Origin of the sequence: Actinomadura miaoliensis, from assembly GCF_039536785.1 — a bacterium.
GTDB lineage: Bacteria > Actinomycetota > Actinomycetes > Streptosporangiales > Streptosporangiaceae > Spirillospora > Spirillospora miaoliensis.
In genome coordinates, this window is the sequence record NZ_BAAAZG010000047.1 from 1 (window position 1) to 22,044 (window position 22,044).

Annotated in this window: 14 protein-coding genes; 8 read left to right on the forward strand and 6 right to left on the reverse strand. The window is 73.1% G+C overall.

The genetic code is table 11. The annotated features are described in order from the left end of the window. The first annotated feature begins 193 nt into the window (after positions 1-193). Genes wecB through ABD811_RS29435 form a run of 3 tightly spaced genes read left to right on the forward strand, consistent with a single transcriptional unit; the run spans position 194 to position 4,207 of the window. Positions 194-1,273, forward strand: coding sequence for a non-hydrolyzing UDP-N-acetylglucosamine 2-epimerase (wecB, locus tag ABD811_RS29425; RefSeq protein ID WP_344954965.1), 1,080 nt, complete (start codon positions 194-196; stop codon positions 1,271-1,273). Continuing rightward, positions 1,257-1,949, forward strand: coding sequence for a hypothetical protein (locus ABD811_RS29430; protein WP_344954270.1), 693 nt, complete (start codon positions 1,257-1,259; stop codon positions 1,947-1,949). The genes wecB and ABD811_RS29430 overlap by 17 nt, the downstream gene beginning before the upstream one ends. A gap of 23 nt (positions 1,950-1,972) precedes the next feature. After that, complete coding sequence (locus ABD811_RS29435) at positions 1,973-4,207, forward strand: glycosyltransferase (RefSeq protein WP_425549474.1); 2,235 nt, start codon at positions 1,973-1,975, stop codon at positions 4,205-4,207. Here ABD811_RS29435 and ABD811_RS29440 read toward each other — a convergent pair. Then, positions 4,204-7,629, reverse strand: coding sequence for a bifunctional glycosyltransferase/CDP-glycerol:glycerophosphate glycerophosphotransferase (locus ABD811_RS29440; RefSeq protein ID WP_344954969.1), 3,426 nt, complete (start codon positions 7,627-7,629; stop codon positions 4,204-4,206). The genes ABD811_RS29435 and ABD811_RS29440 overlap by 4 nt on opposite strands. Before the next feature lie 53 nt (positions 7,630-7,682). Next, positions 7,683-9,941, reverse strand: a complete 2,259-nt coding sequence (locus ABD811_RS29445; protein ID WP_344954272.1) for a bifunctional glycosyltransferase/CDP-glycerol:glycerophosphate glycerophosphotransferase — start codon at positions 9,939-9,941, stop codon at positions 7,683-7,685. A gap of 223 nt (positions 9,942-10,164) precedes the next feature. On the opposite strand from ABD811_RS29445, the gene ABD811_RS29450 reads away from it, so the two are divergent. Next, positions 10,165-11,565, forward strand: coding sequence for a hypothetical protein (locus ABD811_RS29450; protein ID WP_344954274.1), 1,401 nt, complete (start codon positions 10,165-10,167; stop codon positions 11,563-11,565). 66 nt (positions 11,566-11,631) lie between these two features. Then, the gene (locus tag ABD811_RS29455; protein WP_344954276.1) at positions 11,632-13,542 is read left to right on the forward strand and encodes a glycosyltransferase family 2 protein; all 1,911 of its coding nucleotides are present in this window, start codon (positions 11,632-11,634) and stop codon (positions 13,540-13,542) included. Here ABD811_RS29455 and ABD811_RS29460 read toward each other — a convergent pair. Beyond that, a complete protein-coding gene (locus tag ABD811_RS29460) occupies positions 13,484-15,073 on the reverse strand; it encodes a glycosyltransferase family 39 protein (RefSeq protein ID WP_344954278.1) in 1,590 nt (529 codons plus the stop codon). The genes ABD811_RS29455 and ABD811_RS29460 overlap by 59 nt on opposite strands. Positions 15,074-15,235: 162 nt before the next feature. Between ABD811_RS29460 and ABD811_RS29465 the strand changes: the two genes are divergently transcribed. Both ABD811_RS29465 and ABD811_RS29470 read left to right on the forward strand, forming a co-directional pair. Further along, the gene (locus tag ABD811_RS29465; protein WP_344954280.1) at positions 15,236-16,789 is read left to right on the forward strand and encodes a hypothetical protein; all 1,554 of its coding nucleotides are present in this window, start codon (positions 15,236-15,238) and stop codon (positions 16,787-16,789) included. A 240-nt stretch (positions 16,790-17,029) separates the two neighbouring features. After that, positions 17,030-17,509 carry a hypothetical protein gene (locus tag ABD811_RS29470; protein WP_344954282.1) on the forward strand — a complete coding sequence of 160 codons (480 nt, stop codon included), beginning with the start codon at positions 17,030-17,032 and terminating at the stop codon, positions 17,507-17,509. A 455-nt stretch (positions 17,510-17,964) separates the two neighbouring features. On the opposite strand, the gene ABD811_RS29475 is transcribed toward ABD811_RS29470, so the two are convergent. Then, entirely contained in the window at positions 17,965-18,630 is a 666-nt protein-coding gene (locus tag ABD811_RS29475; protein WP_344954284.1) for a hypothetical protein, read from the reverse strand. Next, complete coding sequence (locus ABD811_RS29480; RefSeq protein WP_344954286.1) at positions 18,620-20,005, reverse strand: protein kinase domain-containing protein; 1,386 nt, start codon at positions 20,003-20,005, stop codon at positions 18,620-18,622. The genes ABD811_RS29475 and ABD811_RS29480 overlap by 11 nt, the downstream gene beginning before the upstream one ends. A gap of 596 nt (positions 20,006-20,601) precedes the next feature. On the opposite strand from ABD811_RS29480, the gene ABD811_RS29485 reads away from it, so the two are divergent. Then, on the forward strand, positions 20,602-20,853 hold the full coding sequence (locus tag ABD811_RS29485) for a hypothetical protein (protein WP_344954288.1): 252 nt from the start codon (positions 20,602-20,604) through the stop codon (positions 20,851-20,853). Positions 20,854-20,972: 119 nt separating this feature from the next. Here ABD811_RS29485 and ABD811_RS29490 read toward each other — a convergent pair whose 3' ends face one another. Next, positions 20,973-21,986 (reverse strand): CDP-alcohol phosphatidyltransferase family protein, encoded by a 1,014-nt coding sequence (locus ABD811_RS29490; RefSeq protein ID WP_344954290.1) that lies wholly within the window; start codon positions 21,984-21,986, stop codon positions 20,973-20,975. Positions 21,987-22,044 lie beyond the last annotated feature (58 nt).

Below are 22,044 nucleotides of genomic sequence, written 5' to 3' on the forward strand. Positions count from 1 at the left end.
CGGCGCGCAGCGCGGGCAGCAGCAGCCGCACGGCCAGCCGGGGCGCCCGGCGCGGGTCGGCGCGCAGCTGCCGCCAGGCGAGCCCGGGCAGGTAGACCGCCGCTTTCAGCGGCGGGAGCAGGGGATTTCGGATGAGCACGGCGGGCGAGCGTAAGCAACCCGGATGAACAGAAGGGAAATTGTGTTGGGGTCGATCGTTCATGTCCTGGGGGCCCGGCCGAACTTCGTCAAGGCCGCCCCGGTGATCGGGGCGCTGCGCGCGGCGAACGCCGAGCAGGCCGTGGTGCACACGGGCCAGCACTACGACGAGCGGATGTCGGAGATCTTCTTCCACGAGCTGGGCCTGCCGGAGCCCGACGTCAACCTCGGCGTCGGCTCGGGCAGCCACGCGGCGCAGACCGCCGCGCTGCTCACCGGACTGGAGGGGGAGTTCACGAGCCGTTCACCCGCGCTCGTCATCGTGTACGGCGACGTGAACTCGACGATCGCCGCCGCCCTCGTCGCGGCCAAGCTGCACATCCCGGTCGCCCACGTGGAGGCGGGGCTGCGCAGCTTCGACATGACCATGCCGGAGGAGGTGAACCGGCGCCTCACCGACCAGCTGTCGGACCTGTGCTTCGCCACCAGCCCCGAGGCCGTCGGGCACCTGGCCCGCGAGGGCGTCCCGGTGGAGCGGGTGCACCTGGTCGGCAACCCGATGATCGACACCCTGCTGGCCAACCTCGACAAGTTCGACACCGCCAGGGTGCGGGCCGAGCACGGGCTGCCCGAGCGGTACGTGCTGGCCACCATGCACCGCCCCGCCAACGTGGACGCGCCGGAGACGGCCGCCGCGCTGGTCCGGCACCTGCACGGCGTCGCCGACCTGGCCGACCTGGTCATCCCGGTGCACCCGCGCGGCCGCGCCAACCTGCTGGCCGCCGGGCTGGACGACCACCCGGGCGTGCACGTGCTGGAGCCGCTGGGCTACATCGACTTCGTCGCGGCGGTGCGCGGCGCGGCGGCGGTCGTCACCGACTCCGGCGGCCTCCAGGAGGAGACCACGATCCTCGGGGTGCCGTGCCTGACCGTCCGGCCCAACACCGAACGGCCGATCACGATCACCCACGGCACCAACCGGCTGGTCGGCTTCGAGGAGCTCGTCCCCGCCGCGCGGAAGGTGCTGGAGGCGGGGCACGTCGACGCCTCGCGCAAGCCGCCGCTGTGGGACGGCCAGGCCGGACCCCGCATCGCCGACGTGATCATGGAGTATCTCGGTGACCAACCCGCGTGACGCCAAAGCCAACCGCCAGGTGGCCCGCCTCCGTGCCCAGCTGCGCGAGAGCCAGGCCCGCGTGCAGGAACTGGAGCAGCGGCTGACCGCCCTGGAGACCTCGGCGGCGCTGCAGTTCGGGCGGCTCGTCGCCGGCGCGGCCCGCAACCCGCGGCGCCGCGCGCCGCGCCTGCCGCGCGAGCTGTACCGGCTGTGGAAGAAGCGCAACGCGCCCACGGCCGCCTCGGCGACCGCCACCGACGCCAAGGACCGCGTCCAGCTCGACCATGTCGACCGGGCCGAGGACCGGCTGCTGGTGGCGGCCCCCTACGACGGCCCGCTGATCGCCGGGATCCTCGGCCGGCCCGCCGCCGCGGCGCTGGCCGGGCACGCCAAGATCGTCCCGCTGTACCCGCACGACGCCGTCACCGCGCTGGAGACCGCCGACGTCGACATGCTCGTGGTGGACGCGGCGGCGGGCGAGCCCGGCGGCCCGTGGGCCTACCTGGGCACGCCCGGCATGTACGACCGCGAACGCGTCCTGCACGACGCGCGCGAGCTGGCCCGCGTCCGCGGCCTGCCGCTGGTGCTGTGGGGCGAGGCGCCGCCGCCGGGCCTGGCGATCCTGGAGTGGGACGCCACCGTCACCGCGCCCGCGCGGCTCGCCGAGCTGGTCCCGACGTTCGAGCCCGCCTGACCGAAACGCAACGCCCGAAAGGAATGCCCGTGCGACCACGCGCGCTCGTGTACGGCGACGTCGATCTCAACCTGATCGACGGCTCGGCGATCTGGGCCCAGGGAATGGTGCAGTCGCTGGCCCGCGCCGGCTGCGCGGTGACCCTGGTGCTCAAGGCCCCGGTCCGCACCGGACGGCTGGTCGACCCGCTGCGCGCCCTGCCCGGTGTGACCGTGCGCAGCCCGCACGCCGAGGGACGGGTCGAGGGCGACCGCGGCATGCCCGCCAAGCAGGCCGCCGTCGTCCTGACCGAGATCGACGCCGAGGACCCGTTCGACCTGGTGGTGGTGCGGGGACGGCGCCTGGCCGGCAAGCTGGCGGCCGGGCCGCTGGCGGGACGGCTGTGGACGTACCTGACCGACGTGCCGCAGTCGGCGGGCGAGTTCGACCGGGCGGCCAAGGGCGAGCTGCGCCGCATCGCCGACGCCTCCCGGATGCTGCTGTGCCAGACCGAGGAGCTGCGCTCGTTCCTGGAGAGCGCCGTTCCGGCCACGGCGGGCAAGAGCGTGCTGTTCCCGCCCGTGGTCGTCCTGCCGGACGGGCTGACGCCGCGCGGCGGGGAGCCGCCGCGGGGCCGGGCGCTGCGGCTGGTCTACACGGGCAAGTTCGCGCCGCGCTGGAACACCTACGAGATGACGGGGCTGCCGCGCATGCTGGCGCTGCGCGGCGTGGACGCCGAGCTGCACATGGTCGGCGACAAGATCCACGACGACCCGAAGGACCCGGGGTTCTCCACCCGCATGCGCACCGCCCTGGAGAGCGCGCAGGGCGTGGTGTGGCACGGCGGCCACCCGCGCGCCGAGGCGATGCGGCTGACCGCCGAGTGCGACGTGGGCCTGTCGTGGCGGCACCCGGAGATGGACGCCAGCCTGGAACTGTCCACCAAGGTGCTGGAGTGCGGCGCGCTGGGCGTGCCGGTGCTGCTCAACCGCACCCCCATGCACGAGCGGCTGTTCGGCGCCGACTACCCGCTGTTCGTGGCGTCCGAGACCGACGTGGTCGACGCGCTGACGCTCATCGGCAAGAACCCCGACCTGTACGCGCTGGCCGCCGAGCGCTGCCGGGCCGCCGCGCGCGACTACACGCTCGACGCGGCCGCCGAACGGCTCGGCGCCTACCTGGCGCAGGCGTTCCCGGACCCGTCGGAGGCCGTCCTCGCCGCCGCCCGTCAGGCCGCCGCGCACGGCGCGGGCGCCGCCCCGGCGGGCGCCACCGGCGAGCGGAAGCTGCGCGTGGGCGTCGCCGGGCACGACCTGAAGTTCTTCACCCGGCTGCTGGACTACCTCCGGTCGCGCCCCGACATGGAGGTGCGCGTCGACCACTGGGCCGCGCTGAAGGTGCACGACCCCGAGCGCAGCCAGGAACTCGTCGAGTGGGCCGACGTGGTCGTGTGCGAATGGTGCGGGCCCAACGCGCTGTGGTACGCCAAGCACAAGCGGCCCGGCCAGCGCCTGCTGGTGCGCCTGCACCGGTTCGAGCTGTACGCCCGGTGGCCGCAGCACCTGGACATCGACGCGGTCGACCAGGTGATCTGCGTCAGCCCGCACTACGCCCGGCTGACCCGCGAGACCACCGGCTGGCCCGCCCACAAGGTCACCGTCGTCCCGAACTGGGTGGACGACCGGCAGCTCGACCGGCCCAAGCTGGCCGGCGCCGAGCACCACCTCGGCATGATCGGCATCGCGCCGTCCCGCAAGCGGCTCGACCTGGCGCTGGACGCCCTGGAGGAGCTGCGCCGCGACGATCCCCGGTTCACGCTGTTCGTCAAGTCCAAGCTGCCGTGGGAGTACTGGTGGATCTGGCAGCGCGACGAGGAGCGCGCCCACTACGAGCAGGTGTTCCGCCGCATCCGCCGCTCCCCGCTGCTGGCGGGCGGCGTGGTGTTCGACACCTACGGCCGGGACGTGGCCGCGTGGCTGCGCCGCATCGGGTTCGTCCTGTCCACCAGCGACGACGAGAGCTTCCACCTGGCCCCGGCCGAGGGCATGGCGTCCGGCGCGATCCCCGTGCTGCTGGGCTGGCCCGGCGCCGACACCATCTACGACACCCGCTGGATCCACGCCGACGCGTCCGCGATGGCCGCGTCGATCGCCACGACGGTGCGCGACGGCCACTGGGAGGCCGACCGGCAGGTGGCCCGCGAGCAGGTCACCCGCGCCTACGGCCTGGCCGAGGTCTGCCGCCAGTGGACCGAACTGCTGGCGGGCGCCCGCCCCTAGGAGCCGGGGAAAAGGTGATCGACGACGCGGGCGGCGGCCCTGCCGTCGTCCAGCGGGCAGAACCGCTCGACGAACGCGTCGTAGTTGTGCCGGTACTCCTTGGCGATCGGCTCGATGTCGCGGATCGCCTCGATCACCGCGTCGGAGGTCTCCAGCAGCGGACCCGGCGCCTCGGCCTGGAAGTCCAGGTAGAAGCCGCGCAGCCGGTCGCGGTAGTCGGCCAGGTCGTAGGTGAAGAACAGCATCGGCCGCCGGGTGTTGGCGTAGTCGAACATGACCGACGAGTAGTCCGTGATCAGCACGTCGGCGATCAGGTACAGGTCGGTGATGTCGGGGTAGAGCGAGACGTCCATGACGAACTCGCCGTCCTCGGGCACCCCGTCCACGACGTTGCTGTGCAGCCGGACCAGCAGCACGTGGTCCTCGCCGAGCGCGGCCCGCGCCCGCTCCAGGTCCAGGCGCAGGTCGAACTTGTAGCGGCCCCGGCTGTAGTACTGGTCGTCGCGCCAGGTCGGCGCGTACAGCACGACCCGCTTGCCCGCCGGCACGCCGAGCCGGGCCCGCACCTGCGCCGCGACCCGGTCGGCCTCGGGGTGGTACAGCAGGTCGTTGCGCGGATACCCGGCCTCGATGATCTCGCCCTTGAACGAGAACGCACGGCGGAAGATCTCGGTGCTGAACGGGTTGGGCGACAGCAGGTGGGTCCACTCCGGCAGTGCCGGCGCGGCCTGCGCCTCCTCGCCCTTGCCCTTCCCGCCCTTCGCCAGGGAGCGGTATGCCTGCTTCATGCCGGGCGCGTAGGCGAAGTGCGCCTCCTTGACGTCCCGGCCGACCTTCTTCAGCGGCGTGCCGTGCCAGGTCTGCAGCACCACCTGGTCGGGGTGGCGCTGGAACCAGTCGCCGAGCCGGTGGTTGGTGATGATGTACCGGGAGCTCGCGATCGCCTCGTGCCACTCGCGGCCGTTGAGCCGCACCGGCGTGAGCGTGCCGGGCAGCTCCACCTGCGCGTCGTTGACGACCCACAGCTGCTCCAGGTCGCCCGCCAGGCCGCGCGCCACCATCTCCTGGTGGATGGCCTTGGGGCTGTCGGAGTACTGGCGTCCGTTGAAGCAGGAGAACACCACCGCGTCGCGCAGCCCCTCCTTGGCCACGCGCTGGCGCGCCTCGGACCGCAGCGTCGTCGCGGCCGAACGCTCCTCGGGCGGGACGTCGCCGGACACCCGCACCACCAGGCCGACGCGCTGCAGCTCCAGCGCGTAGCCGCGCCGCGCGACCTCCAGGGCCGGGGGCAGCGCGGACGACACCGCCGGGTCGGTGCGCACGGCCAGGGCACGGCCGCCCGGGGAACGGAACAGCACGTCCCACTGGCCCGCGCGCAGCGGCAGCACGCCCGCCACGCTCGGCACCGCCGCGGCCGGGACCTCGGCGCGCAGCACGCCGTCGTCGCCGCGGGTCACGCCGAACGCGTACTCCTTGCGGCGGCCCCGGCTGCGCAGCACGATCTCGCCGGTGTCGCTCGCCCGGTGCGTCCCGGCCAGGACCAGGGTGCCGTCCGGACGCCACGCGCACTCGGTGACCGTCAGCCGCGCCGTGCGCGACTGGACCCGCAGGTAGCCGGACGCGTCGCGGCCGGCGAACAGCTCCCGGCCGCCGGTGAGCCGCTCGATGCCGTCGACGCCCTCGGCCAGCACCAGGGGACGCCCGTCGATCAGCACGGCCCAGTCGCAGGTGTCGTCGACGGCCCGCGGATCGGTCACCTCGTTCGGCTCGGGCAGCGGGACGCGCGCCACGAACCGGGTGCCGACCACCGTGACCGGCACCGGGACGACCTCGTCGCCCACCGCCAGCGCCAGCGCGGCCTCGCCGGCGCAGGCGCCCTCGACCGCCAGCTCGTCGCCGTCCCAGCGCAGCGACGTCGCCTTGGCGGTGACGGTCTCCACGTCGATGCGCAGGGTGCCGTCCACCACCTGCGGGACGATCCGCACGTCGGCGTCGACGTAGTGGTACGGCGGACGGGCCGCGCTGCCGCTGGTGCCGCCGCGCAGCCGCGCCGAACGCAGCACGCCCGCGTTGAACACCACGGCCTCCACGTCCCAGGACCCGTCGGCCCAGGCACCGCCGCGCCGCAGCTTCTTGGGGTCGAGGACGAACTCGAAGCCGGTCCACGGCCCGGAGTTCTTGCCGGGCTTGCGGGTCTGCCGGGCCCGCAGCACCACGCGCCGCCGCCCCGACCGCAGCACCACGCTCTTCACCGACGTCCAGCGGCGCCGCATGCTGACCGAGTTGATGTACGCCTCGCCGGACACGAACAGCCGCCCGTCCCGCCAGGCCACCTCGTGGGTGCGGCTGCGCAGCGCCACCTCGGTGCGCGCCAGGTACACCTCGTCGGGGATGGCGAGGTTGTCGTCCTTCCAGTACGGGTGGACGACGTAGCGGCGCAGCCCGCTGCGCACGATGCTGGGGTGCGGCTTGCCGCGCGCGTACCGCACCACCTTGACCAGTTCGGTGCGGCGTTCGCGGCTGGCCAGGTGCCACTTCAGGCGGGTGATCGACGGCAGGTCGGCGAGCGTCTCGGGCTCCAGCCAGGACGCGTGCGCCGCCGCCTGCTCCACCACGGCGGCGCGCTCGTCGTCGGTGGCGTCGGGCAGGGCGTCCAGGAACGCCCGCAGCTCGCCGTTCAGCACCGACGCCAGGAAGTCGCGGCGGTCGCGGGGCGTCCAGCGGCCCTCCAGCGCGTCCAGCGCGGCGGCGACGGCGGTGAAGCCGTCGGCGACGGCCTGCGGCTCGGCGGTCGGCTGGGGCGCGGTGGGACGGGCGCGGCGCAGCACCACCTCGGGCAGCACGTCCACCGCCTCGGCCAGGAAGTGCGCCTGCACCGCCACCGCCAGGTCGTCGTCCCGGTTGATGTCCGGGAAGGTCAGGGCGTGCCGGTCCCAGAACGCGCGGCGGAACAGCTTGGCGGTGACCAGCCGGTCGTCCAGCAGCGCCGGGTGCCGGCGCACGTGGGTGCGTGACAGGGCCGACGCGAACGCCTCGCGGTGCCGCCGCGACGGCTGCGACCCCTGTTCCCGCCGGACGGCCACGTTGCCGGCCGCGAAGTCCGATCCGCTGGTGGTGAGCGCGGAGTGCAGCGCGGCCAGGGCCCCCTCGGGCAGCACGTCGCCGTCGTCGGCGAACGCCAGGAACTCGCCGCCGGCCTCGGCGACGCCGATGCCGCGGGCCGCGCCGCGGCTCGGCGCCCCCCGGCGGATCACCCGGAACCGCTCGTCGGGCAGGTCGGCCTCGGCCGCCGCCCCGGTCCCGCCGTCGACCACCAGGACCTCCAGCGAGCCGTACGACTGCACGGCCAGTGACCGCAGCGTCTCGTTCAGCTCCGTGGCGGTCCCGTGCGCGAGGACGACGACGCTGATCCGGTGTGGCACCAAGGCGATCTCCTTCTGCCGGGGGGGTGGCGGGAGCCTGGGTGGCGGGGAGTCTAGGGGGCTTCGGGCGGGTTGGGCACCTGTTCGCCGAGGAATATGCGGCGCACCGCCCGCTCGGCGGCGTGCCCGTCGTCCCACGGGCAGAACCGGGCGCGGAACGCGGCGCGGGCCCGCGTCACCGCCTCGTCCTGCCAGGGCGCGCCCGACCGGAACGTCTTGATCAGTTCCTCTTCGTCGTGGGCGACGGCGCCGGGCGGGAAGGCGGTGACGTCGAAGTTGGTGCCCCGGGTGAGCTGGTAGGTCTCCCAGTCGGGCACGAACAGCACGATCGGCCGGTCGGGCAGCACCGCGTAGTCGAACATGATCGAGGAATAGTCGGTGAGCAGCGCGTCGGAGGCGATGCACAGCTCCTCGACCGAGCGGTGCCCCGACACGTCGATGACCCGCTCGGGGTCCCACTGGCCGGCGCCCGGCTTGTAGAAGTAGTGGGCGCGCATCAGCAGCACGTACTCGTCGCCGAGTTCGCGGGCGAACCGCCGGATGTCGAACGTGGGCCGGAACGAGCGCTGGTACTCGCGGTGCGTCGGCGTGTAGAGGACGGCCTTCTTGCCCTCGGGGATGCCCAGCTTCTTGCGGAGCTCGGCCTTCTCGGCGTCGGTGGCGCGCGCCAGCCGGTCGTTGCGCGGGTAGCCGACCTCCAGCATCTCGTACTTGCAGGGGAAGCCGCGCTCCCACGCCTCGGTGGACAGCGGGTTGGACGACACCACGAAGTCCCACCGGTCCGCCCGGGAGATCATCAGCTTGAAGTCCATGCCCTTGGCGCTGGCCGGGTACTTCATCTGGTCCAGGCCCATGCTCTTGAGCGGGGTGCCGTGGTGGGTCATCACGTGCACCTGGCCGGGCCGCTTGACGATGTCGTCGACCCAGTTGACGTTGTTGACGAAGTACTTGCCGCGGGCCATGACGCGCCAGAAGTCCTTCGACCCGCGCACCACGTAGTCCACGCCCTTGGGCACGGACTTGACGTTCTCGCGCTTGACCACCCACACGCCGTGGATGTCCGGCGCCAGCTCCCTGAGCTTCTCGTAGATGGCGGCGGGGTTGCAGGAGTAGCCGCGGTGCCAGTACGCGGCGAACACCGCCAGGTTCTCGTCGATGGGCATGCGCAGCTGCGCCTTGTAGTACTGGCGCAGGCCGGTGCGCTTGGCGACGTTGACGGCGGCGCGCTTGCGCTTGCGGAACATCGACGTCGCGGCCTTGGCCGGCTTGCGGGACGGCGGCTTGCGGGCCAGCAGCCGCTGGTAGCCCCTGTAGTCGTTCTTCTCGATGAGCTGGTACTTCTTGGCCGCCTGCTCCCCGTCGGGAAGCTCGTGCCCCGCGGGCCGGTACCTGGCGTAGGTCTGCGCCATGCGCTCGAAGTAGCGCGGGGCGTCCTCCTCGTGCACCCGGTCGCCGCGCTCCAGGATGAGCTGCATGTGCCACATCGCGCGGTCGAACATCGGCGCCCGGAACCGCTCGCCGTCCGCGCCCATCGCGTCGATGAACGCGAACACCCGGTCGTACTGGTCGAAGACGTCGAAGTGCTTGGCGCTGGCGGTACGGGTGACCGCACCGCGCCGCCGCTGCCGGTAGATGTAGCAGACCTGGTCGAGCAGGCTGATCCGCTCGGCCGCCAGCAGCACCGGGTAGGTGACGTTGACGTCCTCGTAATAGCCGGCGCCGAACCGCAGCCCGAGGTCCACCAGGTACTGGCGGCGGATCGCCCGGTTCCAGGCCGTCATCATCATCTTCAGCACCGACGGCCGCTCGGCGCAGGTGAACACCTCGGGCGCGGGCGGGTCGCGGAACAGGTCGTTGCCGGTGCCGCGCTTGACCTTGCCGTGCCAGTACTCGCGGGCGTGGTCGAACAGCAGCACGTCCGGGCGGGTCTCGGCCAGCCGCTCCAGGACCGCGGGGACCGCGTCGGGCGTGAGGTAGTCGTCGCTGTCGACGAACCACACGTAGTCGCCGGTGGCCATGTCCAGGCCGATGTTGCGGGCCTCGCCCAGCCCGACGTTCCGCTCCAGGTGGCGGACCCGCACCCGCGGGTCGCGGGCGGCGTACTCGTCGAGGATCTGCCCGCAGTGGTCGGGGGAGGCGTCGTCCACCGCGACCACTTCGAGGTTCGGCACGTCCGGCACCAGGATCGAGTCCAGGCACTGGCGCAGGTACCCCTGCACCAGGTGCACGGGGACGACGACGCTGAGCGATACGGGCGCGCCCGGGCGCGGGGCGGTCTGTCCGTCTCCGGTGTGAGCGGGGGTGTCTGCCATGGCTCCGAAAGGGTCTCGTCCTGCGGTCGGCCTGTAGAGGGGCTGTACGGACTTTAGTCGTTGTTTACCGGGCATACGCCGCTGATTCGATAGGACGCCGCCCACATCACCGGCCCCCTCCCGTCGCTGCCCACCGTCGCGCCGCGGTTACGGTGGGACATGTTTGGCATATAAGGGATGTCCGACATGCGGGTGTCAGAGGGAGGCAAGCGGGACGTTGGTTGTGGTCGACCACAGACTCAAGATCGGTGAACGTCTGGGAAGACCGGGGGCAAGGGCCACGGCGGCGCACGCGCCGTTCGCGGTGGTCCTGACGGCGGGGATCGCGCTGCGGGTGCTGGCGGTGCTGGGCTACCCGTCGGTGCTGTGGTTCGGGGACTCGGAGGGCTACCTGCGGGGCGCGCTGCGCCCGGAACCCTCCGAACTGAGGCCGAGCGGCTATTCGCTGATGCTGTGGCTGCTCAAGCCGTTCGGCGATTTCACGCTCGTGGTGGCCGTCCAGCACCTCATGGGCGTGGCGGTCGGGGTGATGCTGTACGCGGTGGCGTGGCGCGCGGCCCGCGCCGCATGGCCGGACCGCGCCCTGGCACCGGGCCTGGTCGGGGCGGCCGTGGCGGCACCGTCGCTGCTGGACGCCTACCAGATCGAACTCGAACACCTGCTGATGTCGGACACGGCGTTCACCTTCCTGGTGACGGCGGCGCTGACCGTGCTGCTGTGGCGTCCGGGGCTGACCTGGCGGACGGGCGCGGCGGCCGGGCTGATGCTCGGTGCTGCTGCGCTGACCCGTTCGGTGGGGCTGCCGCTGATCGCCGTGGTCGTGGTGTGCCTGGCCCTGCGCCGGGTGTCGTGGCGGGCGGTGGCCGCGTCGGTGGCGGCGTTCGCGATGTGCGTCGGCGCGTACGCGGGCTGGTACCGGGCCGTGCACGGGGAGTTCGCGCTGTCCAGCTCCAACGGGGCGTTCCTGTACGGACGCACCGCCGCGTTCGCCGACTGCCGGGAGATCCGTCCGCCGGCCGACCTGAGGGTGCTGTGCCGGGAGCAGACACGTCACGTCCCCGGGGTGGCACCCGCCTTCGCCGCCCTGTGGACGAAGTATTCGCCGTTCCGCGACCTGCCGGGCGGGGTGACGGGCCGGTACGCCAACGAACTGGCCACCCGTTTCGCCCTGCGCGCGGTGAGGGCGCAGCCCGCCGACTACGCGTGGACCGTGGCGCGCGACACCTCCCGGTCGTTCGCCTGGACCCGTAGCGACTACCCCCGCAGGTGGACGGCCTCGCAATACCGCTTCCCCGAACACGGGTGGATGCCGAAGAAGGCCGTCCCGGAGGCGCGGGCATACGGCCGCGACTCGGCCGATCCGCGCGTCGTGGAGCCCTACGCGGGCTGGATGCGCGCCTACCAGAAATGGGGCTACCTGCCCGGGACGCTCCTGGGCGTCATCCTGGCGGCGGGCCTCGCCGGCATGGCCGTCAGGCGGCGTCCCTGGGGAGGGGCGGCGCTGCTGCCCCGGACCCGCGTCGCGGAGCCGCATCGAGCACGCACGGCGGAGCCGCCCCGGACCCACGCCACGGACGCAGACGACCCCGGCAAAGGCGACGCGGCAGTGCGGGGCGACAGATAGCCTGGTGAAGTTCTGCAGGTGACCGATTTGCGGACACGCGGGGTGGGTGTGGAACAAAGGCCGAAAGTGACCGTCGTCATGCCGGTCTACAACTGCCGGGCATCGCTGGGGCGGGCGCTGGAGTCGGTGTACGAGCAGTCGCTGGGCCGCTCGGCCGGCGCGGGCGCGATCGAGATCATCGCGGTCGACGACGGATCGACCGACGGCAGCGGCGAGGAACTGGACCGGATGGCGGCCGCGCGGCTCGGGCTGACGGTGGTGCACCAGCCCAACTCCGGCGGTCCGGGCGCGCCGCGCAACACCGGCATCGACCGGGCGTCCGGCGAGTACGTGTTCTTCCTCGACGCCGACGACCACCTGGCGCCCGAGGCGCTGGAGCGCATGTGCGCGATGGCCGACGCCAACGGCACCGACGTGGTCGTCGGCCAGTACGTCGGCGTGGGCCGCCAGGCGCCGGTGTTCCCGCGCGACCTGCCGCGCACCACCGTCGCCGAGACGCCGCTGCTCTACAACACCCTGTCGCCGCTGAAGCTGTTCCGCCGGTCGCTGCTGGAACGGCTGGGGCTGCGGTTCGTGGAGAACCTGTTCTCGCACGAGGACATGCTGTTCACCGCCCAGGCCTACTTCGGCGCCGACGGCATCTCGGTCGTGGCGAGCTACGACTGCTACTACTGGATCGACCGGGAGGACGGCACCAGCAGCCTCCAGCAGGGCGGCGCGCCCGCCGAGCAGTACTTCCCGGCCATCTCCGAGGTGATGAGCTTCCTGGCGGGACGGGTCGAGCCGGGCCCGCTGCGCGACCGGCTGATGCTGCGGCACTTCCGGCACGAGATCGCCACCCGGTTCGGCGCGCGCTACCGCGAACTGCCGGAGGAGGAGCAGGCGCTCACCCGCGTCGGCGCCCGCCGGCTCGTCGACGCCTGGTACACGCCCGGCGTCGAGACCGGGCTGTGGCCCCGGTCCCGGCTGGTGATGCACTGCCTGCGGTACCGGCTGGACGACGTGCTCGCCGAGATCGTGGCGACCGACCCCGACGGCCCGCCGCCGCCCACCGTCGTGGAGAAGGACAAGGCGTTCCAGGCGTTCCCCCGCTTCCGCGACCCCGCCACGGCCCTGCCCGACCACCTGTACGACATCACCGACCGGATCGGCACCGAGAACCGGCTGACCGAGGTGTCCTGGACGCCGTCCGGCCTGCGCGTCATCGGCCGTGCCGCGCTGTCGGGCGTCACCGAGCGGCAGGAGACGACGCTGCTGCTCAGGCGCCGGGGCGAGCCGTCCGCCGAGCGCCGCCTGCCCGCCCGCGCGCTGCCCCCCGACAGGTTCCGCGCCGACATCGACCTGGTCGCCGACGAGACGCTGGACGACGGCGCCTGGGACCTGTACGTGGAGATGCGGGTGCAGGAGCTGACCGTGGTCCGGCAGCTCAGGCCGGCCGACGACCTGGAACCGCCGGAGCGGCGGCTGGTGCGCGGCGGGCGCGCGGCCGTGCCGGCTCGTCGCGGGCAGGGCCTGGAACTGCGGGTGACCGCCGCGCAGCCCGGTGTCGTGATGACGCTGGAGAGCGCCGACTGGGCGGCGGACGGGGTGCTGCGGATCACCGGTCACGTGCCGAGCGCGCTGCCGTCCGGTCACCCGGTGGAGGCCTCCGCCGAGCTGCTGCGCCGCCAGGACGGCACGGTGGTGCCGGCGAAGGCGCGGGCGTCGTGCGTTCCCGAGGCGCTGAACCTGACCGCCGAGTTCGACCTGCGCGGCTGCGACCCGGGCCGGTGGACGCCCTGGGTGCGGTTCACCGTCGACGGCGTCACGATCCGGGTGCGCCCCCCGGCGCCGCCCTCGCCGCCGCGGCCCGGCCCGGCGGGCAGGCTGCGGCAGGCCACGCCGTACCGCACCGAACGCGGCGGGCTGTCGGTGAAGATCACACCGGCGCGGGCCGCGCAGGCCGCGCGGCGCTTCGCCCGCCGCCTGCGGGGCTGAGCGCCTTCGGGACGGCGGCGGCGCTCCGTGCGCCGCCGTCTCCGTCTCCGGGCACGGTGCCGGGACGCAGGTTCTCGTACAGGGTCACGGTGCCGCCCTTGAAACGCCAGCGCTTCACCTTGCGGAAGGCGCCGGACCGGCGGACGAGCCGTTCCTTGGCGCGGTCGGGGGCGTCCGGCGCCTTGGCGTTCCGGTGGACGTACCAGAGGCGCTCGACATCGGCCAGGCGTCGCGCCAGTTCGGCCGAGGGGACCTCCTCGCCGTCGATGGTGCCCGACCGCGTGCCCGTCCGTCCCAGGGCGATGTCGCGCAGCCCCGCGTAGGCGTCGGCGTAGGCGCCCATGGCGCGCCGGTAGTACTGCTGGTGGAACAGCAGCGCGTCGCCGGGCCGCTTGCCGGTTCGGATGATCGTGCTGAGCGTCCGCAGGTCGTCGGCGCGCGCGTCGGGCTCGCGGACCTGCCGGTGCGCCGGGACCAGCGCCACGACGAGCACCGCCAGCACGGCCGCCGCGGCCCACGCGGGCAGCCGCCGCAGGCCCAGCGCGACGAGCAGCGCCAACGCCGGGAAGCAGAACAGCACGTAGCGGAACAGGTACGTCGGCACGACGAGCGAGGCCGCCAGCAACGCGACGGGCGGAACCACCAGCCACGCCAGCAGTCCCCAGCGCGTGTCGTCTCCCGCGCCCTCGCCGGGACGCGTGGATGGGCGCCAGAGCGCGACGACCACCAGGGCGAGGGTCGGCAGGATCAGCCAGTGCGTGCCCGCCAGCATGTCGAGCAGGTACCACAGGTCGTCGCGGCCGGGCCTGGTGATCCAGTTGACCTGCGCCCGCTGCGTGACCGACAGGAGCGCCAGCGGCAGCACCGCCGCCAGCGCGCAGCCCGCCGCCACCGCCCAGCGCCGCAGGTCGCGCCGCGCCGCCACCGCGTGCGGCAGCACCAGCAGCAGCGCGAACATGTGCAGCCAGCCCATCAGCGCGACCACCGCGCCGTAGGCGGCCCACTCCCGCCGTCCGCCGCCGTCGCCCCGCCGCTCCAGGGCGCGGAGCAGCAGCAGCGTCGCCGCCACCGCCAGTGCCGTCACCCACGTGTACTGGCGGGCCTCCTGGGCGTACCGCGACATCGCGGGCGACACCGCGACCAGCAGCCCGGCGACCAGCCCGGTCCGCGCGTCCGCCAGCCGCATCCCGAGCCACGCGGTGAGCCCGGCCGCGGCCGCGGCGCCCAGCACCGACGGCAGCCGCACGGCCGTCTCGCCCGCGCCGAACACCGCCACCACCGGATGCATGACCAGGTAGTACAGGCCGTGTACGGCGTCGATGTCGGACAGCAGCCGCAGCGCGTCCCACGGCGAACGCCGCGCCACCCCGATCGTGACGGCCTCGTCCCGCCACAGCGCCGGCCTCGCCAGCGCCCACAGGCCCACCGCGAACGACAGCGCCACCGGGATCGTCACCGTGAGCGCGCCGGCCCCGCGAAAACCCCCGGCGGCTCTCCCGATCGCGCGCACCGACAGGACGCGCCTCGGCATGAAGACCCCCGTCCCCGCACAAAGGTGGATGTTTCGATCCTAGGTGGAATTGCGCATTTGATCTCAGCCGTCCGCGGGCGGGCTATGCTTCGCGGGGGCGGTGCCGGGGGGTTCGCGTACATGGCCGGATGCGGCCGCATGGACGGAGAGCGCGGAGCTGGAGTGAGCGACGAGGCCACCAACGTGCAGGGCTCGAGCCGATCGACGCGTGGCCTGGCGCGTGGGCTGATGGGCGGCCTGAGCAGGTTTCTTCTCGGGCACGGCCTGTTCCTGGTCGTGCTGGCCGGAGCGGTCGTGACCCGCTGGATCGCGGTGCGGGGTTTCCCTTCGGTGCTGTGGTTCGGCGACTCCAACACCTACCTGGAAGGCGCGCTGCACTTCGAGCCGTCCCCGCTGCGGCCCGGCGGCTACTCGATCTTCCTGTGGCTGCTCAAGCCGTTCCACAGCTTCCTGGTCGTGCTGGCGGCGCAGCACGCGATGGGCGTGCTCACCGGGGTCATGGTGTACGCGCTGGTGTGGCGGGGGATCCGCGCCGCCTGGCCGCGCCGCGGCGTGTGGCTGCCGGGCCTGGTCGCGTCCCTGCTGTCGGTGCCGGTGCTGTACGACGCGTACCAGATCCAGCTTGAGCACATGCTCGTCTCGGACGAGCTGTTCACCTTCCTGCTCGCCGCCGGCGTCACCGCGGTGCTCTGGAAGCCCCGCCGGATGAGCTGGTGGGTCGGTGCCCTGGCGGGCCTGCTGATCTCCTCTGCGGCCATGGTGCGGTCGGTGGGGCTGCCCATGCTGATCGTGGTGCTGGTGTGCATGCTCGTGATGCGCTCGGGCTGGCGGGCCATGGCCGCGACGGTCGTGGCGGCCGTCATCCCCGTCGCGCTCTACATGTCGTGGTTCCACTCCGCGCACGGCAAGTACGCCATCACCACCACCGACCGCATCTGGCTGTACGGCCGCACCGCCGACTTCGCCCGCTGCGACATCATCAAGCCCGACCCCGACGTCGCCATCCTGTGCCGGGACCACCTGACGCCCGTGCCCGGGACGGCGCCGGCCTTCCAGGCCCTGTGGGGCGACGACTCGGGCTTCAAGAAGGTGCCCGGCTGGATGTACAACCCCAAGGCCAACGAACTCGCCGGGGAGTTCGCCATGGCCGCGATCACCAAGCAGCCCGGCGACTACGCCCGCGTGGTCGTGCGCGACACGTTCCGCTCCTTCGAGTGGGAGCGCAAGCCCTACCCGCGCAAGAGCACCGTCGAGGAGTACGAGTTCCCGGTGGGCGCGTCACTGCGGGACGACCACGCTCTGCGCGCCTACCCGTACGGCGGCAAGACGGCCCAGGCGCGCGTCGTCGAGCCCTACGGCGACTGGATGCGCGACTACCAGGACTGGGCGTTCGTGCGCGGCCCGTACCTGGGCGTCCTGATGGCGGTGGGACTGCTGGGCGTCCTGGTACGGGTGCGGCGGCTCGGCGGCGAGGTGCTGCTGCCGTGGTCGATCTCGCTGGCCCTGCTGGTCGTCCCGGCCGCCACCGCCGACTTCGACTACCGCTACGTCCTGCCCGCCATCCCGTTCGCCGCGCTCGCCGCGGGCCTGACCTTCGCCCGCCGCCCCCGCCCCGCCGTCGCGCCCCCGGCCGCCGCCGAGCCGTCGTCCCCCGAGCCCGGCGAACTGTCCGACGACTCCGAACCGACGGAGAACCGCGAAAAAGTCGGCCGGTAAACGCCTCTCGGCGGCACGGCCACTTTCCGGCGATTACTGAAAGTGTTCAAATGAACACTCTCCGCTGTCGTTGTATGGCTGAACATCAGTCTTGCCGACATCGATCAGAATCGCGGTAATCTTGCTTCTCTTTGCTGATCTGGAGGTATTCGCACAAGAAGGCTCGGGCATCTCCTCATTTGGCGAGAAAACGGAAATTCCCGTCTCTCGCCACGGTCGAAAACCCAGATGGGGGGAGACATGCGAATCGACATTCGCACGGGAGCTGCCCTGGGCATCTCCGGGCTCGTGCTGAGCGGCGCGGCCGTGCTCACGCCCGCCGCCCAGGCGTCCACCGTCGCCAACAACACCACCGCCGTCACCGGCCAGGCGACCTCGACCACCGCGGCGATTCCCGTCCGGTGCGCCGCCAAGAAGGGCTGCAAGCGCATCGGCCGCCAGGGGCGCAAGGACTGGGGCTGGGGCTGGGGTCGCCGCGGCTTCCGCCACCACCGCTTCTTCCGCCACCACCGCTTCCACCACCACCGCTTCCACCACCACCGCAAGTTCGGCCACGGCCGCGGCGGCGGCTACGGAGGCAACTTCGGCGGCGGCTACGGAGGCAACTTCGGCGGCGGGGGCTTCGGCGGCGGCCAGGGCTTCGGCGGCGGGGGCTTTGGTGGCGGCCAGGGCTTCGGCGGCGGGGGCTTTGGTGGCGGCGGCTTCGGTGGCGGCCGGTAGGGCCTCGGGCGCGACGGCCTTGGCTGCGGTCGGGGCCTAGGCCTACCAGCGGGCCTCGGTCCGTGACCACCGCACACGGGCGTCTCCTGTCAAACGGCAGGGGACGCCCGTCCCATGCGCGGCCTCGGCCGACACCTATCCGCCCGCTACTGCGTGCCCTTCTCGACGCGAGTGCCCAGCCAGCCCTGGAGATCACGTACGTAGGCGGCGGCAGGCCAATCACCTCCGTTCGGCGGCATTATCGACCTCCTCCAAAGGGGCTAATTCTCCACCCCTTGGGGGACCCGGTTCTCCACCCGAATAACGTGCCACCGGCCAAAAACAATTGCGCCCCGGCCCGGCGGTTGCCCACCAGTCCGCGCCACTCCGCGTCACCGCGGCGAAAGGCCGTCCCCGCACAGGGACTGACCGGGGCGTACGGACGCCGGGACCGAACCGTGCGCTCAGCGTGCCGTCTAGTACTGGGCGTCGGCGTCGTCCAGGAGGCGGTGCAGACGCTGGGCGCGTCCGCCGGTGATGGTGTCCTCGCGGGTGCGGGTGACGACCTTGGCGCGGAGCTGGTCGATGCGGACGTTCACGAGGCGGCGCTCGCCCTCGCGGGCCTCCCGGATCGCGGCGTCGATGAGGTTGGTCAGGTCAAGGCCCACGTCGGAGCGGATCTCGTGGGCGCGCACGCCGTTCTCGACCGACGTGCGCAGGATCCGGAGCACGTCGCCGCGCCCGGGGGTGCGGCGATTCGGCGGCGGGGCGGGCGGCGGCGCCTTGCCGGTGGACGGCGGGTCCGGGACGGGCGTGGTGGCCGGGGCGGACCCGGTCGCGGGCAGCCGGGACGAGGTGTTGGGAGTTCCGGGCGCCGAGGCGCGGGGCGGGGCCAGGGTGGGCCGGTCGTCCAGGGGCGTCATGTCGATCCCGGCGTACAGGATCGTCGCGGCGGTGGCGGTCGACGCCAGGCTGCCCGCGACCGGCCAGAGGATCCGCAGCCCGCGGCGGCCGTGCGGACGGGGTGCGGCCGGACGACCGGTGGCCTGCGGACGCGCGGCGCGGTCGCCGAGAGGGTCGACGATCTCGTCGGCCGGCGTCCCGCGCCGGCCGTCGCCCCGGAGGTCCGGCTCACCCGCCATGCTGGTCCAGGACACCGGTCAGCTCGGCGGCCGCGTCCGCGGTCAGCGCGCGTTCCCGGAGCCGCGTGTCGATCTTGCGGCGCAGCTCGGCGACCCGGGCGTCCACGTCGACGGCGCGGCCCGTGGCGAGTTCGCCGCGAAGGTTGTTGATCAGGTTGGTGAGGTCGACGGCCACGTCGGACCGGATCCGGCCGCTGGCCCGGCCGCCGTCCACGAGCGGTTGCAGCCGTCCGAGGACGCCCAGGGTGCTGGTGTCCACGGCCCGGCGGGTGGCAGTGGGCCTGGACGGCGCGGCGTCGGTGGGCTCGGGGGCCGGAGCGGACGGTTCGGTGGGCGTGGTGGTGGCCGGGGGCGGTTGCGGGGCGGCGACCTCCCCGGACGGGGGCGGCGGGCGGTTCAGCGCGACGAGCACCGCTGTGATCACCGCGGCGGCCGCGATGACGACGGCCGTGACGAGGACGGGCCGCCGGTCAGGGGGCGGTTCCTCCGGCGGGGGAGGGGCGGGCAGGAACTCCGTCCGCCCGTCGTCGTGTAGCGAGTCGGGGTCCGGGTCCGGCGGGGCGGGGTCGTCGCCGCCGAACAGGCTCGCCAGGGTCATCTCGTTCCGGGCGGACGCGGACGGTGCCGTCACGCGGGCGAGCACGTCGGCGACGCGGCTCATGGGCGGCCGGTCCAGGGGATCGGACGCGCGGCACTCGTAGCCCAGGATCGTCACCTCGTCCGGCACGCGCGCGGCCGTCGCGCCCGCGTCCAGGCAGGCGGTGAGCAGCGCGCCGAACGCCAGGACGTCACCGGCCCTGTCGATGGCCAGGCGGTCGGACGGTGTGGCGGGCGCGGCGTCGGCGGCCCGACCGGGCGGCTCGGAGGTGGGGCCCGCCGCGGCGGCGCGCAGCACCGCCCCGATGCCCACATCTACGATCTTGACGCCGCCGGGCGTGAGGAAGATCCGGCGAGGCGTCAGGTCGCCGTGCGCCACGCCGTCGCGGTGCGCGACAGCCAGCGCGGTGGCGACCCGGGCGCAGATCTCCAGGGCCTCGGCGGTGGGCAGCGGGGCCCGGTCGACGCGCGCGGCCAGCGTCTCGCCCTCCAGGTACTCGGTGACCAGGTAGGGAGTGGCGCGTCCGGCGGAGTCGCGGGTCTGGTCGCAGTCGTAGATGGCGGCGAAGGCGGCGTGCCGCAGGCCCGCGGCGCGGCTCGCCAGCTCGTGGAACGCCCGGCCGCGGACGGTGTCCGCCAGCCGGGACGGGTCGGGCAGCTTGACGGCGACGGACCGGCTCAGCGCCTCGTCCCAGGCCCGCCACACCTCCATGGCGTCCCCGTCGTCCAGGCGCTCCATCAGCCGGTAGCGCTCGGTGAGCCGCAGGCCCGGCCTCACCGGACCGGCCTTCCGCGCGTGCGGGCCGTACATCCAGGCACGTCCAGCAGTACGCGGCACACCACCCCGAGGGTTCGACGCCGTGCGGCGGCCTCGGCTGCGGCGCCGTTGGCAGATGGAAACGCCGTCGTTGCCGGAGAGGTTTCCGCAAACGGCGGTGTTCACGAAAAGGCGGGCGCCCGCCCGGCTGCGCGCACGCCGGATCCCGCCGGAATTCCCCGAGGGTTCGTCCCGCGCGCCCTCCGGCCGTCGTCATCTCCGACGCCTACGGCGGGATACGTAATGCCACTATTGGGACTCTTCCGGCAAAGCCCATCATTTCACCCGCTGGAGTTCATGGCGTCTATCGGCGATAGCCGCCATCCCCGTCGAATCCGGAGGAATCCCTGGGGGAATATCCCTGCCACCACCCCTCGTACGGCCACCGCCCCCACTGCGGCTGCTGCCGGTCCTGTGGAGACTGCCACGACCGCCACGGGTGGTAGGGGTAGGGGTATCCGGGCATCGGTGTCAGCGGGCCCGCCATCCAGCTCGGCGGGGCGATCCCCAGCCTCGGCGCGGCGTGCGGGGCGGGCTCGGACGGCTCCGGCAGGGCGATGGGCCGCTCCGACGGCGGCGTGGACGGTCTCGACGGCGCGGACGGCTCCTGCCCGCCGGGCTCGCCGGGCTTTTCGGGCTGGTCGGCGGGCGTGCCGGGAGACTTCGCCGGTGCCGTCTCCGGCCGCTCGGCCGACGGCTCAGGACGCGGCGTCCGCTACGCTCACCGGCCGATCACCGTCAAGAGGAATCGGAGGACTATTTCGATGCGCTTCGACCCGCGCGGCCGCCGGGCGGTGAACGGCGAATGAACGCGCGCCCGCGCACCCGCCGGTTCGATCACGTCCTGATCACCGGACATGGAAAAGCCCGTCCGCGTTGACGCGGACGGGCGGTGCGAAACGCGCCGGGTGAGCGGCGCGCCCGCCGGTCAGACCCGGTCGGCGACCGTCACCTGCTCGGGAAACCGGGCCCGGTGCTCGGCGATCTTGCGCTCCAGCTTGGTCAGCGTGCGGCTGTAGTCGCGGCTGGACAGCCAGAACTTGTAGATGATCACCAGCTCGAAGGCCAGCATCCCGGCGGCGGCGAGGGCGGTCACCGGAATGATCGCGCCCGGCACCGCGGCCGCGACCAGCGGGGCGACGATGAACACGCCCATCTGGAACTCGATGCCGCTGACCAGGTGCGGGCGGATCCGGCCGCGCAGCAGCGCGTTGCGGATCCGGGCGTACCAGGGGAAGCGCCGGTTGAACTCCTGCTGCATGGCCAGGTTGGCCTGCTGGTCGGGGTTGTCGCCGACGACCCGCTCCTCCATGTCGGCCTCCGGGTCGGGACGCAGCGCGCCCGCCGCCGACCGCAGGTCGTCGCCCATCTGCGCGGCCTCGGCCCCGCCGTCGGCGCGCCGCGCGGCCTCCTCCAGGGTCCGCGCCTCCTCCTGCATCTGCCGCAGCTTGTTGCGCATCTGCGAACGCACCTTGTAGATCTCCAGGGCGTCCATGTAGCGCAGCATGTCCAGGAACACCACGGCCAGCGCCGTCCACACGTACGCGACGTTGCCGGTGGCCGCGTACTGCCCGCCCATCAGCGCGATCGCGCAGGCCAGCACCCGCACCCGGTCGAAGATGTAGTCCAGCCAGGCGCCGAACACCGATCCGGTGCCCTTCAACCGGGCGATCTTGCCGTCCATGCAGTCGAGCGTGAACGACAGGTGGTACAGCAGCGCGCCCACCAGCAGGTACGGCCACTCGGCCACCGCGAAGCAGGCCCCCGCGCCCAGCCCCAGGATCAGCGCCCCCACGGTGAGCTGGTTGGGCGTGATGTTGGTGCGGTTGGCCGTGAAACGCACCAGACGGGATGCCAGCGGGTCGACCAGCAGCACGGTCCACCATGCGTCACGCGCCTTGTACGTCCGTTCTCGAACGTCCGCGAGCGTGAAGTTCGCCATGGAGAGCTGTCCTTTCAACTTTGTGGCTGGAGGCTTCCCGCCGTCGCTGGGCACGAAC